The sequence below is a fragment of the Pedobacter sp. AJM genome (assembly GCF_002197755.1).
Taxonomy (GTDB): domain Bacteria; phylum Bacteroidota; class Bacteroidia; order Sphingobacteriales; family Sphingobacteriaceae; genus Pedobacter.
Window position 1 is genome coordinate 71321 of the sequence record NZ_NHOT01000012.1, and the last position, 15251, is coordinate 86571.

At 41.9% G+C, this 15251-nt stretch carries 15 protein-coding genes; 12 read left to right on the forward strand and 3 right to left on the reverse strand.

The features are described from left to right. The first annotated feature begins 102 nt into the window (after positions 1 to 102). The 4 genes from CBW18_RS18195 (at position 103) to CBW18_RS18205 (ending at position 3387) form a co-directional block, all read left to right on the forward strand. On the forward strand, positions 103 to 1683 hold the full coding sequence (locus tag CBW18_RS18195) for a phage tail sheath C-terminal domain-containing protein (protein ID WP_088302808.1): 1581 nt from the start codon (positions 103 to 105) through the stop codon (positions 1681 to 1683). A gap of 44 nt (positions 1684 to 1727) precedes the next feature. Beyond that, complete coding sequence (locus tag CBW18_RS18200) at positions 1728 to 2192, forward strand: phage tail protein (RefSeq protein ID WP_088302809.1); 465 nt, start codon at positions 1728 to 1730, stop codon at positions 2190 to 2192. Positions 2193 to 2304: 112 nt separating this feature from the next. Beyond that, a complete protein-coding gene (locus tag CBW18_RS21900) occupies positions 2305 to 2499 on the forward strand; it encodes a contractile injection system tape measure protein (protein ID WP_371566962.1) in 195 nt (64 codons plus the stop codon). A gap of 165 nt (positions 2500 to 2664) precedes the next feature. Then, positions 2665 to 3387, forward strand: a complete 723-nt coding sequence (locus CBW18_RS18205) for an MBL fold metallo-hydrolase (protein ID WP_088302810.1) — start codon at positions 2665 to 2667, stop codon at positions 3385 to 3387. Positions 3388 to 3405: 18 nt separating this feature from the next. Here CBW18_RS18205 and CBW18_RS18210 read toward each other — a convergent pair whose 3' ends face one another. Next, complete coding sequence (locus tag CBW18_RS18210) at positions 3406 to 5058, reverse strand: carboxylesterase/lipase family protein (protein WP_088302811.1); 1653 nt, start codon at positions 5056 to 5058, stop codon at positions 3406 to 3408. A 76-nt stretch (positions 5059 to 5134) separates the two neighbouring features. After that, complete coding sequence (locus CBW18_RS18215) at positions 5135 to 5839, reverse strand: RibD family protein (RefSeq protein WP_088302812.1); 705 nt, start codon at positions 5837 to 5839, stop codon at positions 5135 to 5137. Positions 5840 to 6172: 333 nt separating this feature from the next. On the opposite strand from CBW18_RS18215, the gene CBW18_RS18220 reads away from it, so the two are divergent. Genes CBW18_RS18220 through CBW18_RS18230 form a run of 3 tightly spaced genes read left to right on the forward strand, consistent with a single transcriptional unit; the run spans position 6173 to position 11873 of the window. Beyond that, positions 6173 to 7255 carry an efflux RND transporter periplasmic adaptor subunit gene (locus CBW18_RS18220; protein WP_088302813.1) on the forward strand — a complete coding sequence of 361 codons (1083 nt, stop codon included), beginning with the start codon at positions 6173 to 6175 and terminating at the stop codon, positions 7253 to 7255. Positions 7256 to 7276: 21 nt separating this feature from the next. Further along, a complete protein-coding gene (locus tag CBW18_RS18225) occupies positions 7277 to 10447 on the forward strand; it encodes an efflux RND transporter permease subunit (protein WP_088302814.1) in 3171 nt (1056 codons plus the stop codon). Then, entirely contained in the window at positions 10440 to 11873 is a 1434-nt protein-coding gene (locus CBW18_RS18230) for a TolC family protein (RefSeq protein ID WP_088302815.1), read from the forward strand. The genes CBW18_RS18225 and CBW18_RS18230 overlap by 8 nt, the downstream gene beginning before the upstream one ends. Here CBW18_RS18230 and CBW18_RS18235 read toward each other — a convergent pair. Further along, positions 11870 to 12058, reverse strand: coding sequence for a hypothetical protein (locus CBW18_RS18235; protein ID WP_088302816.1), 189 nt, complete (start codon positions 12056 to 12058; stop codon positions 11870 to 11872). The genes CBW18_RS18230 and CBW18_RS18235 overlap by 4 nt on opposite strands. 155 nt (positions 12059 to 12213) lie before the next feature. Here CBW18_RS18235 and CBW18_RS18240 point away from each other — a divergent pair, with 155 nt between their 5' ends. The 5 genes from CBW18_RS18240 (at position 12214) to CBW18_RS18260 (ending at position 15240) form a co-directional block, all read left to right on the forward strand. Beyond that, the gene (locus CBW18_RS18240) at positions 12214 to 12426 is read left to right on the forward strand and encodes a hypothetical protein (RefSeq protein ID WP_088302817.1); all 213 of its coding nucleotides are present in this window, start codon (positions 12214 to 12216) and stop codon (positions 12424 to 12426) included. A gap of 394 nt (positions 12427 to 12820) precedes the next feature. Next, positions 12821 to 13243, forward strand: a complete 423-nt coding sequence (locus CBW18_RS18245) for a VOC family protein (RefSeq protein WP_088302818.1) — start codon at positions 12821 to 12823, stop codon at positions 13241 to 13243. Positions 13244 to 13316: 73 nt separating this feature from the next. Continuing rightward, positions 13317 to 13697, forward strand: coding sequence for a DoxX family membrane protein (locus CBW18_RS18250; protein WP_088302819.1), 381 nt, complete (start codon positions 13317 to 13319; stop codon positions 13695 to 13697). Between the two features lie 86 nt (positions 13698 to 13783). Next, the gene (locus CBW18_RS18255; RefSeq protein WP_088302820.1) at positions 13784 to 14215 is read left to right on the forward strand and encodes a DUF2147 domain-containing protein; all 432 of its coding nucleotides are present in this window, start codon (positions 13784 to 13786) and stop codon (positions 14213 to 14215) included. Between the two features lie 5 nt (positions 14216 to 14220). Further along, positions 14221 to 15240: a YCF48-related protein gene (locus CBW18_RS18260; RefSeq protein ID WP_088302821.1), complete on the forward strand. Its 1020-nt coding sequence runs from the start codon at positions 14221 to 14223 to the stop codon at positions 15238 to 15240. Positions 15241 to 15251 lie beyond the last annotated feature (11 nt).

A 15251-nucleotide genomic window follows, 5' to 3' on the forward strand; every position in this document is an offset into this window, starting at 1 on the left:
ATGCCTGAGAAATTGGACGAATAAATACCATAGTCAATCAGGCTTTTCTCAAATTTTATATCTTTATGTAAAACTTAACAACATGATTAAAAATTAACGCTTATGAACTCGTCTAATATCCAGTCGCCAGGGGTTTACATCAATGAACTCAATGCTTTTCCCAATGCAGTGGTGCCCGTAGCCACTGCCGTACCCGCATTTATCGGTTATACGCCACAAGCCATGTACGAGGGGAAATCTTATATCAATGTTCCGCAAAAGATCACTTCATTTTCAGATTTTCAGGCTTTTTACTGTTACCCTGATCCGCCGGCACCGGCAAGTCCGGCGAAACAGTACAGCCCGGAATATTACTTGGTAAAGCAGCAATCGAAACCTGCTGATCAGAACTGCCTGATCATTGAAGGCAACTACTATTCGATACTTCCGGATCCGAATACCATATACTACCTCTACAACAGCATTAGAATGTTTTACCAAAATGGTGGTGGTGATGCCTATATTGTTTCTGTGGGTACCTATGGTGCACCATCTAAAAGCCCTCTGGCGGCAGGTGCGCCTTTGGTCAATCCTCATGTGAAACTGACCGATTTAACCGCTGGGCTGCAGTTGTTGCTGAATGAGCCGGAACCCACCCTGTATATCTGCCCGGAAGCAACATTATTGTCGGTAGCGGATAATGGCACCTTAATGCAAGCCATGTTGCTGCAATGCACGCAAATGCAAACCGCCATGTCTATATTTGATGTTATCGGCGGCAGAAATCCTGATCCGGTTTTATACACACAGGATATTCAGACTTTTAGAAACAATACCGGGGTGGTGGGGCTGGATTATGGAGCGGCATATTACCCTTTTATTGGTACCACCACCATGCAAACTTCGGATATAGATTATACCAATCTGTTTGGTGGAGATACCAAGCAACTGGCACCACTTTTAAATCCTGCTAATAATCCCAATCCGGCAGCAGCACAGATTTTAGCCAATATTGCCAATCCTCAAGGTGTACCTTTAACCGTAGCGCAATACCACAATGCTTTGCAGAATGCCAGTAAAACTTATGGTACGATCATCAGTCAGGTGTTGGCCGGAGCGAATATATTACCGCCAAGTGGTGCCATGGCTGGGGTAATTAACACTATTGATAACCAGGTGGGCCCGTGGCAGGCACCTGCCAATACAGGTATTGTAGGTGCATCTTCACTGCCGATCAATCTATCCGAAAGTCAGCAAGCCAGTTTAAATGTGGATGCTGTTTCCGATAAATCTATTAATGCCATCCGCTTTTTTAAGGGCATCGGCATTTTGGTTTGGGGTGCGCGTACATTGGAGGGCAATAGCGAGGATTGGAAATATATCCCGGTGCGTCGGACGGTGACATTCCTGGAGCAATCCTGTAAAATGGCCTGTCATCCATACGTTTTTCAACCCAATGATCGAAATACCTGGGAAGCCGTGAAATCAATGATCAGCAGTTTCTTAACCTCGGTTTGGAAAGAAGGCGGATTAATGGGCGCAACACCTGCCGATGCATTTTCTGTAGCCTGTGGTTTGGGCACGACCATGACCGCAGATGATGTGCTGAATGGCATCATGACCGTGGTGGTAAGAGTAGCCCTGATTCGTCCGGCAGAGTTTATTGTATTGACTTTCCAGCAGAAAATGCCGGTTTCAGCATAGCAATTAGTCGGGCAAATTATTTTCAATTAAAATAGATATAGATTATGGTAGATGACGGCAATAAACAAGGCTCCACATGGCCCATGCCTAAGTTTAGGTTTGAGGTAGACTTTGGGCCGGAGTTAAAAGGTGTGGCTTTTCAGGAAGTTTCCGGACTGGATGTCGAAACGCAGGTGATAGCATACCGTACAGGTAGCAGCGAACTCTTCTCAACAGTAAAAATGCCCGGCATTGCCAAATATGGTAAGGTGACAATGAAGAGGGGCGTTTTCGTTAATGACAATACCTTCTGGAACTGGTATGAAGAAATTAAGATGAATACCATTAAAAGGAGAACCATGCTGATTAAGTTATTGGATGAAGGGGGTAACGTAACGATGCAATGGTCGCTCAGCAATGCATGGCCCATCAAAATGACCAATACCGATTTAAAATCGGACACCGATGAGGTAGCGGTTGATACCATTGAAATCGCACATGAACAGTTAACCATCACCAATGGTAAATAAAAAATAGACGGCAGGCTTCTGTTTTGAACTTTTTGTCAAAGGAGAAGTTGCCGCCTTTCAGGAAAGCAAAACCGGTTAAACTTCAACTCAAAAAGGAAGTCATCCGGAACTTATGATCAATCTATCAGATGACAGGTTCAAAGGCAATAGTCCTGTTCAAGATGCGGGTTTGATAATAATGAACCATTATATCCCCATGCTTTTTGAACGTTTAAAGCTTATAGACCATAATAAAGCATTCCTGCCTGGAAAGCAGGCTGTGGCTGTTCATAATCTCCAGTTTTTAGCAACAACGGAGTCTTTATGAACCGGATCAATTTGGCGTAAATCTTTAGATCAACCAGATGATCATTGTTTAAGGTCAAAACCTTAAGGCGCAATTTTCCCGGTCAGGCAAACAGGAATGGATTCCATCTGTTAATACTTATGCCATATTAAATCATCGGATCTAAATTGAACCACCACAAATAGCATGAAAGTAATCCCCCTGAAACAAGGAAACTACACCGTTAATCCAAAAAAGAAATTTACATTAATAGCATCTGGCTCCACTGTTGCAGGAACAAAAGTGGCCATCCAGCCTTTTGTAGTGATGACTGAAAATGATTATGTGCTGATGGATACCGGTTTGAATTCCAGTCAGGAAGAAATGCCTCCGGTTGTAGCATGTTTAGAAAATGAAAATATCAAGCCGGAGCAAATTACAAAAGTGCTGATTTCACATCTTCACAAAGACCATATTGATGGGATCGGTTACTTTTCAAATGGAAAGTTAATGGATAGTTTTCCAAATGCCACGATTTATCTTCATCGGCGGGAATTGGATTTTGCCTTCACGCAGACAGAAAACCCATCTTACCGGATAGAAATGCTGCAACAGCTGGCCAAACGGCCCAATGTAGTGCTGTTAGACGAAGACCAGGGGAACATCACTGATGAAATTTCTTACCAGGTTTCTGGTGGACATACGCCTTTTCATCAGGTGTTTTGGGTAAAGGAAAAAGAGGAAACCATTTTTTATGGCGCGGATAATCTACCACAGCAAAACTACCTTAAATATCCCCTGGCTTTTAAAAATGATTTTGATGGTAAAAAGGCACTCGAATCACGCCAGGAGTGGGAGGAGGAAGGCAAAAAGCAAAATTGGACGGTATTGCTTTACCACGACCTTGAAAACCCGATCATGAAATTTTAACAGCTGATCATTCCTTGATTATTCTGTTTCATTCAGGTGCTGAAAAAATAAATATCTTTCTTTCGTGGCGTCAGCCTCAGCTTTGCTGTTGATGGCTATCCGTAAAAATTCTCCCTTATTTCCGTTATGGTAGGCCGGCCAATTGGTAAGTGAAATGCCTTTTATACCCGCACCATTCGGGTTTCCGCTCCGGATAAAATTGACGAAATAGCTTTGCATCTGTCTGGATACCAGGTAATCTTCAGCTTTCCAGGCATAATTATCCTGCACCTCAAGGTTGCCGAGCGCATATTCAATTTCCGAAGCATGAAACGAGGTACCGGTAATCACTTTATTCAGCAGTTTCTTGATCAAAACCTGGAAAACATTGCCTTCCCTGATGGTACGCAGATTGAGTCCGGGGTGCGGGTGGGCGAAAAGGTATCGGTAAACAGGTGCTGATTGAGCTTTTGCATGCAGTTCGGCCAGTTTCCAGCTGCTGTAATTAATGAGTCTGTCGCTCATGAGCTCACTCGCGGCCTGCTTTACCTCTGCATTGGTTTCACCCGGATAGCGTGCCAGTACGTCGTCAGCCCTTTCCCCATAAATCTTTTCTACGGCGGCCTTATAATTTTTAGCATTGATGCGGCGAAGTCGAAATAAGGCCGCTGCGGGTACTTCCTGTGCATTCCATCCAACCAGTAAAGGAACATTGGTCTGCCTGCCTTCCATGAAGGTTTTCTCAGGATTTTCTTTCAGGAAATAGCCATCTACCACAGGCCTGAAACGTCGTGGATTTCCTTTTTCCACCAGTTTCAACAGTTTTTCCGCTGGCATTGACCGCATTTGGGCAATTGTTTTTGATTTCGATAAACCTGATAACTCCGTACCCAGTGCTTCAGATTTTTTCAATGGCAACACCATGGTACGCACATCTATTAAAGAACCGCTTTCGGCAATGGCACCTTTAAATAGGCCTTTGGAAAGTGGTGATACCATATGCGCACTGACCGATTGTGCACCTACAGATTCTCCGCCAATGGTTACGCGGTTGGGATCGCCGCCAAACTGGCTGATATTCTTTTTGATCCATTCCAGCGCGGCCACCTGATCAAGCAGTCCATAGTTCCCCGAACCGCCATATCCGGATTCCTGACTCAATTCCGGATGCGACATAAATCCAAATACCCCCAAACGGTAGTTAATGGAAACATAAACAATACCCTGTTCTGCCATACTTTCGCCATCGTAAGCCGGCTGCGAGCCATCTCCGTGAATAAATGAACCGCCATGAATGAACACATATACCGGCCGTTTTTCCTGATTAGAACGTGCGGCAGTCCAAACGTTGAGGTAAAGGCAGTCTTCACTCATATCTGTCGACCTGAATTCATACAACAGGTTGGAATCTTGTATAGGCCGTGGGCCGAAATGTTCTGCATTTCTGGTGCCTTTCCAGGGTATTGGCGGTTGCGGTGCTTTCCAACGCCATTCGCCAACTGGTGGCGCAGCATAAGGGATTCCCCTGAAAGATAATACGCCATTGTCAGATAATGAACCCTGAACCCGTCCGCCAGTTACGGTAACGGCTTTATTTGCTGATGATATTTTTTCATTTCTGGCAAAAGTGTCACTGAAAATAAGAAATAAATGTAGCGTAAGCAGGAGGGGAATGGTTTTTTTCGTAAACATGTAAGGTTATAGCAGGTTAACTGGTCATCATTTCACTTATAAAATGCTGATCCGGATAGGTCATTTTTAAATTGTTTTAAAATGTATAAGTCAGCCAAAGGACATCATCTTCAATTTGTTTTACATTTTTAAGCTTCATCAGGCTAGCTGCATTTTCTTTTATTTTTGGATCAATCTCAAAAACGGATGATGTTTCCAGGCCACCATCAGCAATGGGCAGCAACAACTGGTGAAATTCATCAATCAGGCCGGCCTGAAGAAAGCTTCCGTTAATGCGCGCACCGCCTTCCAGCATTAGTTTTTCAATCCCGAACAATTTACGCAGTTTCTTTAAGGCTAATGTTAAATCTATTTCATCTTTTCCGGCGAAAATATACGACACGCCAATTTCCTGAAGGTGGGCAAGGTAACCGTCTTTTACCTTTTCGGTTAAAATGGTAATGACATGATCGCCCTGTAGTGTCGCTTCCTTCCAGCCTAACCTGGCATGCCCGTCCAGGGCAATGGCAAACCTGCCTGAAGCATCATGCTTACCGGTAAAATCAATTCGGTCTACAGCTGAATGCGTACGCTTTATAATCGGTTTTTCGAAATCTGTAAAATCCTTTTCCATGGTTGTTCTGCCTACTATCCAGGCTTTAATTCCGATTTCTTCATGGATGTGTTCGAATTTCCCTCTCAGGGTTTCCATTTCTTTACCATTACCCCATTTTTCGCCTAAAATCTTGCCATCAACGGAGGTCATCATGAGGCAAATTATATATGGTCGTTCATTTTTCATCTTGTATTAACTGATATAAAAAGCTAACAAAAATTAACCGGGCTTGTTTGGTGCGCTGGCTTTACGCTCTAAAGCATCAGCATGTATGGAATAGTGCTCTTCCGAATCTCAACATGACCCATCTGCTGTAGTATCTATTATACTGATTGCTGTAATATGAATTTCAACTTCATTATAACTTCATAAATCTGTAGTTATTTCGTATCAGTATTAATTGAATGGGGTATACTAATTTACAGCATGGAACTGCAAACTGCACAGCAGTCATCTTGAATGAATCAATCCCAGATTAATCAGATAGAAAAAATCAGATAACTATTCACAAAAAACAAAATGAAAAGAAATGTCATGTTCCTCGCTTTAAGCGTTTTGCTTTATGTAACAGGATGTACATCAAAAAAAGAAGAGAAAGAAGAAGAGGTTACTTATGCGGTTACGACGCCGTTAACGATCGATACTTCATACACCAAAGAGTATGTTTCTCAAATTAAATCGGTAAGAAACATCGAAATCCACGGACAAGAAAAGGGCTATTTGCAAAACATTTATGTAGATGAAGGTCAGCATGTAAATGCCGGACAGGTTTTATTTAAAATTATGCCCAGAATGGCACAGGCTGAATTGCTAAAAGCACAAGCTGAAACTAAAGCGGCAGAAATTGAACTGGAAAATACAAAATTGCTTTCAGATAAAAATGTAGTGTCGAAAAATGAGCTGGCGATGGCGAAGGCTAAATTACAATCGGCCAATGCCGAAACCGCGATGGCTAAAATGCACCTTGCCTTTACGGAAATCAGGGCACCTTTCGCTGGGACAATCGATCGTATTCCTTTTAAACTGGGAAGTCTGGTTGATGAGGGTGCGTTATTAACCAGCTTATCAGACAATAGCCAGGTTTTTGCCTACTTCAACGTTTCGGAACCTGAATATTTAACCTACCAGAGTACGGTTAAAGCAAAGGGTGAACAGGAAGTTGGTTTATTGCTGGCCAATAATGAAGTACTTAAATCAAAGGGAAAAGTAGAGGTGATTGAAAGTGAATTTAATAATGAGACCGGAAACATTGCTTTCAGGGCGCGCTTCAATAATCCGGATAACTTGTTAAGAAACGGAGAAACCGGTAAAATCCAGATGGTGGTTCCATTAAAAAAGGCATTGGTTATTCCGCAAAAAGCTACTTATGAGATCCAGGACAAGACCTATGTATTCGTTGTTGGAAACGATAACAGGGTACATTCAAGAGAAATTACAATCGTAACCGAAATACCAGATTTATACATTGTAGGTACTGATTTAAAAGAAGGCGATAAAATTTTGCTTGAAGGCATTCAGAAGGTAAAAGACGGCGACAAAATCAAATACAAGCTATCTAATCCTAAGGATGTCATTAACCAGTTAAGACTTGCTGCAGAGTAATCACCCTTTAATCTTCATATTATGTTCGGTAAATTTATACAGAGGCCCGTCCTCTCTATCGTAATATCGCTAATTATTGTGTTTCTGGGTGTTTTGGCCATCACAGGTCTGCCCGTAACCCAATTTCCAACGATATCACCTCCTAAAGTTAACATCACGGCTGAGTATCCGGGTGCAAACAACGAGTTATTAGTTAAATCAGTTATCATTCCCTTAGAGCGTGCCTTAAATGGTGTACCAGGAATGAAATATATTGCTTCAAATGCCGGTAACGATGGTGAAGCCAGTGTACAGGTGGTTTTCAATCTGGGAACAGATCCTAATCAGGCTTCATTAAACGTACAAAACCGTGTGGCTGCGGTGAACAACAAGCTCCCGCCTTTGGTCATTCGCGAAGGGGTAAAAATCAGTAGGGAAGAGCCTAACATGTTGATGTATATCAACTTGTATAGTAACGACCCAAAAATGAATCAGAACTTCCTGTATAACTTTGCCGATATCAATTTACTTTCCGAATTGAAAAGGGTAGACGGGGTAGGTTTTGCAGATATCCTGGGAGACAGGGATTATGCCATGCGGATCTGGTTAAAGCCAGACAGGATGCAGACCTATAAAATCTCTCCGGATGAAGTCATGGATGCTTTGGGTAAACAAAGTTTGGAAGCATCGCCGGGTAAAACAGGTGAAAGTTCTGGTCAGCGTTCTGAAGCTTTTGAATACGTGTTAAAATATTCAGGCCGTTTTACCACACCTGAGCAATATGGCAATATCATTTTAAGGGCCAATCCCAATGGTGAAATGTTGCGCTTAAAAGATGTGGCTGATATCAGTTTCAGTTCTTCATTCTACAACCTTTACTCAACTTTAAATGGAAAATCTTCTGCAGCTATTGTATTAAAACAATCATACGGAAGTAACGCCACACAGGTAATTAAAGATGTAAAAGCCAAAATGGCTGAAATTAAAGCCACATCCTTTCCAAAAGGTCTGGATTATGAAATCAGTTATGACGTTTCTAAATTTTTGGATGCCTCTATTGAGAAGGTAGTGCACACACTGGTAGAAGCATTTATCCTGGTGGGTTTAGTGGTCTTCTTGTTCCTTGGTGACTGGAGATCTACACTAATTCCGGCGATTGCTGTTCCGGTATCTTTGATTGGTACGTTTGTATTCATGCAGTTCTTTGGCATCACTTTAAACCTGATTACACTTTTTGCTTTGGTCATGGCAATTGGTGTGGTTGTGGATGATGCGATTGTGGTAATTGAAGCCGTACACGCCAAGCTGGAGCATGATCCGAAGTTATCTGTTTTGAAGGCCACACAAATGGCCATGAAAGAAATCAGCGGCGCCATTATTGCCATTACGTTTTTGATGGCGGCAGTGTTTATTCCGGTAACCTTTATGTCTGGTCCGGTGGGTATTTTTTACCGGCAGTTCTCCATCACCATGGCTACAGCGATTATCTTATCGGGTGTGGTGGCATTAACTTTAACGCCGGCCCTATGTGCGATGATGTTGAAAAATAATCATGGTGTTGCTAAAAAGAAAACGATTGTTGATAAATTACTGGATGGCTTTAACAATGGCTTTTACAAACTAACTGGCCGATATGAAAATGTCTTAAGTAAGGTCGTAGGCAGGCGGTTATTTACCTTTGGCGTATTGGCCGTATTTTGTGTGGGCATTTATTTTATCAGTAACAGTGTGCCATCAGGCTTTATTCCGAATGAAGATCAGGGGATGGTTTATGCCATTCTTCAGATGCCTCCGGGTTCAACCTTAGAGCGTACCAATCAGGCTGCAGAAAAACTGCAAAAAATGTCTGAAAGTGTGGAAGGCGTAAAATCAGTTTCTTCATTGGCAGGTTATGAGGTTTTATCAGAAGGTACGGGATCAAATACAGGTACCTGTTTAATCAACCTTAAAGACTGGAGCGAACGTAAGAATTCAGCAACTGATGTTATTAAAGTGCTCGAAGAAAAAGCCAAAGATATTCCTGGGGCCACAGTTGAGTTTTTCCAACCACCGGCAGTACCGGGATATGGCGCAGCGGGTGGTTTTGAGTGTCGTTTGCTGGATATGGCCGGAAGTGGCGATTACAAAAAACTGGAAACAGTAGGTAACGATTTTGTAAGGGAATTGAATAAACGGAAAGAACTGGCTTCGGTATTTACTTTCTTCAGTGCAAGTTTCCCTCAGTACATGCTGAACATTGATAATGATCTGGCACAGCAAAAAGGGGTGAGTATTGATAATGCCATGAATACCTTATCTACTTATGTGGGTAGTGATTATGAAACCAGTTTCATTAAATATGACCGTCCGTATAAAGTAGTGGTTCAGGCTTCGCCACAATACAGGGCCTTACCTGAAGATGTTTTGAAACTTTATGTGAAAAACAATAAAGATGAAATGGTGCCTTTTTCTGCCTTTATGACGATGAAAAAAGTATATGGCCCATCTGAAATTACACGCCATAATATGCACAATGCCGCAGAGATCAGTGGTCAGGCAGCACCGGGATACAGCTCCGGACAAGCGATTGAGGCGATTAAAGAAGTGGCACAGAAAACTTTACCACGTGGTTATGCCATTGACTGGGCAGGTATTTCAAAAGATGAGGTATCCCGTGGAAATGAAGCCATTTATATTTTCTTAATCTGTCTGGGTTTCGTGTATCTGGTATTGGCTGCACAGTATGAAAGCTTTATTCTGCCATTGGCGGTTATCTTATCGCTTCCTACCGGTATTTTTGGTGCATTTTTATTCGTCAAACTGTTTGGCTTAGAAAATAACATCTATGCACAGGTGGCGATGGTGATGCTGATTGGATTGCTGGGGAAAAATGCCGTGTTGATTGTGGAGTTTGCCATGCACCGGCATAGTCAGGGGGTGACCATTATCAAGGCTGCAATGGAAGGTGCTGCCATCAGGTTCAGGCCGATCTTAATGACATCCTTCGCTTTCGTGGCTGGTTTAATTCCGCTTACCATAGCTACCGGACCAGGAAGAATCGGGAACCGGACAATTGGTACAGCCGCTGCCGGCGGGATGATATTCGGTACCGTTTTAGGCGTATTGATCATCCCGGGTTTGTTTTACATTTTTGGTACAATAGCAACCAAACGTAAGCTGATCAATATTGAAGAAGGACATCCGTTAACTGAAGAAATTGAAGACAATGTTTAAAAATAGCATTTATAAAAGCCTCGGTTTAGCTGTAATATGTGCAGCTTATACCGCCTGTAAATTACCGGAGGTGGCGCAACGTGCTGAAAATAAAAACGTACCTGAGGGTTTTAGCGACTCAAAGGATACCCTAAACAGCGCAAGCATCCAATGGAAAACATTTTTTACAGATCCTAATCTGGTTACCCTCATTGATACAGCTTTGAAAAATAACCAGGAACTAAATATCACTTTACAGGATATTGAAATTGCCAGAAATGATATCAAAGCCAAAAAAGGTGACCTTTTACCAACAGTAGGTTATGGTGTTGGTGCCGGACTGGAAAAAGTGGGCCGGTACACCAGCCCCGGTGCCGGCGATGCCTCAACAGATATTACGCCGGGAAAACGTGTTCCTGAAGTACTGCCTGATTACAAATTTGGACTACAGGCCAACTGGGAGGCAGATATCTGGCATAAATTGCGGAATGCAAAGCAATCTGCGGTGAATCATTACCTGTCAACCATTGCAGGAAAGAATTTTGTGGTCACGAACCTGGTGGCTGAGGTAGCCAATTCCTATTATGAATTACTGGCATTGGATAACCAGCTGGATATTGTAAAACAAAATATTAAAATTCAAAGTGATGCCCTGGAACTCATGAAGATTCAGAAAGAGGCTACCAGGGTTACTGAACTTGCGGTAAGGAAATTCCAGGCTGAGGTTTTAAGCTCTAAGAGCATGCAATTTGATATTCAGCAAGATATAACAGAGACAGAGAACAAAATTAATTTTCTGCTGGGCCGGTACCCGCAACCCATCATCAGGGATAGCAAAAGTTTTACAGACCTGGTTCCAACAACGGTACAATCTGGTATTCCATCGCAATTATTGGCGAACCGCCCTGATATTAAACAGGCCGAACTGGAACTGGCTGCGGCAAAATTAGATGTGAAAGTGGCGAAGGCACAATTCTATCCTTCGCTAAGCATCTCTGCAACATTAGGTTATCAGGCCTTTAACCCAAGCTATTTATTAAGAACACCAGAATCTTTAATTTACTCCCTTGCCGGAGATTTAGCGGGTCCGCTGATTAATAAAAATGCGATAAAAGCAGAATATCTTACCGCAAATGCGAAACAGTTACAGGCCGTGTTCGATTATGAGAAAACCATATTGAATGGCTATATTGAAGTGGCGAATCAGATGTCGAATATCAATAATCTGCAAAAAAGTTATGATTTAAAAAATCAGCAGGTAAAGGCACTTACCGAATCGATTGATATTTCCAATGCTTTATTCAGATCGGCCCGTGCAGATTATTTCGAAGTATTAATGACGCAGCGCGATGCCCTGCAATCCAAACTGGAATTAATCGAAACCAAAAAACAACAGCTTAATGCCGTGGTAAATATTTACCATGCGCTAGGTGGCGGATGGAATTAACCCGTTTTTTTAATTTTTAGCAAAATCAGGCGGCTTCCGGATATTTCCGGAGGCCGTTTGTGTTTTGAATGCACTGGTTTTAACCGGATGGATGCTTCAATGTAAACGGTGATCACTGCTTTGCGCAACATGATCACCATGTTACCCGAATAACGGCTATCCTGCACAGTGACTACATCAATCACCGGATTTTCTTAAACGATTTAGCTTGTTGGGTTTGGTTTTCTTTCGGTTTGAGGGGTGTTGTCGTGAAATCGAAAAAAAACGAAACTTTTTTTGAATAATTATTTTGAAATTGAGGTTTATCCTTTAGTTTTGTATGGCTAACCAAATATATTTTATGAGTAATTTATCTCATCCGAAACCGGTTAAAAACTCCGATAGGATAGGATCTGACCATAAGCATCTTAAAGAATCCTATGTGCCGGCTTCAAAACGTAAATTTGAAGGATGGCCGATCTTGTGGATATTATTGATCCTCTTGTTAACTTTGATGATTTTATGGTATACAGGCAAGGCTGCCGCAATCATGGAATGGATTGAAAAGAAATAAAAACGGGTTAAAGCGCTATAGGTCTGGAAATAATCAGGAAGGTCAGGTGGAAAAAACTTGTTGAGAGCGCTGATTTATTTTTTTGAGATTGTACCTAGAATTTTTCGTCGTCGCTTGGAATCTGTTCAGCAGAAAAATAGCAATATAACATGAGGGCGAATGATCCGACGTAGAAGGCTGCTGTGATTAATAGGAATGTGCTCATAATACTAGATGTTTGTTGGTTAGGTTATTTTTACATTAAGTTTTTGTGAATTGTTTATTAAACATAGAAATAAAAAAGAAATAAGTCAATAGTGTTGAAAAATATTTTATTTTATTTTTATGGTTTCATTGATGAGCATCAAACAAGATTAATTAATCCATGCCGAAAGACTAAAAAACCAAGAAAAAGATGGCTAAAATAAATCCCTATTTAAATTTCAATGGCAATACAGAAGCCGCATTTAATTTTTATAAATCCGTTTTCGGCGGGGAGTTCCTGGTTGTTCAGCGATTTAAAGATGCGCCAGGCTGCGAAGGCATGCCGCAGGATCATCTGGAAAAAATCATGCATATCGCACTACCCATCGGAGGGGGCATCATCATGGGCACTGATGTTCTGCCGCCCATGCCACCGGCCACGTATGGCAGCGGGATTTCGATTTCTGTAGATGCTGAAAGTGAAGCAGAAGCCCGTCGGGTTTTTGAAAGCTTATCTGCTGGTGGCGAAATTACCATGCCTTTGGAAAAAATGTTCTGGGGTGCACTTTTTGGGATGCTAACTGATCCATACGGGATACAATGGATGGTTAATTACGATGTGCCGCAGAAATAAAAGCACAGGCAGTGAAAATCTGCCGGAATTTTTATAATTTAATATTTTGTAAACCTATAAAAATCAAATTATTATGAAAATTGCAGCCATTGTTGTCCGTTTATTATTGGCGGCCATGTATCTTTTTGCATCGGTTCCTTATTTCCTGAAAATAATGCCCGGAGAAATGCCGGCCATGACCACCGACCAGACCACTTTCATGACCGGCGTCACGGCATCCGTTTACCTCATGCCCCTGATTAAGGGAACAGAACTGGTTTCAGGTATTTTATTGCTGATCGGACGTACTGCACCACTAGGCGCACTGCTCATCTTTCCGGTTACCTTAAATATTTTTCTTTATCATGCCTTCCTGGGCCCTCAACAATTGCCTATGGTGGCGGCGATGCTGATTTTGAATGTGTTCCTTTTCTATGCCTACAGACAAAAATACCTGCCTATTGTTACCGGATAAATGTTCGGAAATATGCATTATTTTGCTTAATTATTTGGATACAAAAGTCAATTCACTATCTTTAAAAACTAACTATAAATAAAAATATGAGAAAGCTTCCCTTGTTAATGCTGCTGTTTGTAGCCACGTCATTTTCAGTATTTGCGCAGAATAAAGATGCAATTGTTGGTAAATGGCTTAATCCATCCGGCGAAGGACAAATCGAAATCTATAAAAAAGGTGATAAATACTTCGGCAAATTAGCCTGGATTAAAGAACCTAATATTAATGGAAAGCCAAAACTGGATGTTAAAAATCCAAATGCAGCTTTACAAAAAAGGCCGTTATTAAATGTTGAGCTGTTAAAAGATTTTGTTTACGATGACGGGAAATGGACAGACGGTACCATTTATGATCCTAAAAGTGGCAAAACCTATAGCTGCAATATGAGCATGAAAGGAAATGATGTGTTAAATGTGAGGGGCTATGTTGGCATATCGCTATTGGGCAGATCTGAAACTTTTAAGCGGGTTAAATAATAACAATGAAAAAACTGATATGGTGCCTTTTAATGGCACCTTTTTTTTGCACTGCGCAGTCGTTTAGCCTAAAGCCTTTAAATGAAAATACCAAAACCAGCTTACGTGGTTTAAGTGTGGTATCTGATCAGGTGATATGGGCCAGCGGTAGCAATGGTGCTGTAGGGAAAACCGAAGACGGTGGCTTAACCTGGCAGTGGGTCAAACCAAAGGGGTATGAAAAACTGGATTTCAGGGATATAGAAGCTTTTGACCGTCAGCATGCCATCCTTGTAAATGCCGGATCACCTGCCTATGTGCTTAAAACCGATGATGGTGGAGCCACCTGGAGTGTGCATTATAAAAATATTGATTCAGCCATTTTTTTAGATGGATTGGGTTTCTGGAACCGCAACAGCGGGATGATTTTTGGCGATCCTATTCACGGTAAAATGCCCTTGTTAAAAACAACGGATGCAGGGAAAACATGGAAAGATATCTCGTCCGGCATGAAACAGCACCTGGCGGAAGGGGAGGCCGGTTTTGCCGCAAGCGGAACCACCATTAAAACGCTGGCGGGCGGAAAGGTATGGATTGCCACAGGTGGATCTGTTTCCCATATTTATTATTCTGCAGATTACGGCAAAAACTGGAATATTTATCAATGCCCGATCTGGCAGGGAGAAAACACCACAGGCCCGTTTTCGATTGATTTTTTTGATGCTCAAAATGGCGTTGTGGTGGGTGGAAACTATGTGAAGGATAAAGTCAATGACAATAATGTTTTAATCACTGCTGACGGGGGAAAAACCTGGAACAAACCCATCACACCTGTTGCAGGTTTTCGGTCTGGTGTCACTTACCTGAATAAACAGGTGCTGGTGGCTACCGGAACATCCGGAACAGATATCTCTACCGATAGTGGACAAAACTGGAAACATCTGTCAGACCACAGTTTTAATGCCGTGCAAAAATCAGCAAAGGGAAACCGGATCATCCTCGCTGGTGAAAAAGGCAATATTTATGAACTGATCCTCAGCAGGTAATTGATTTGATA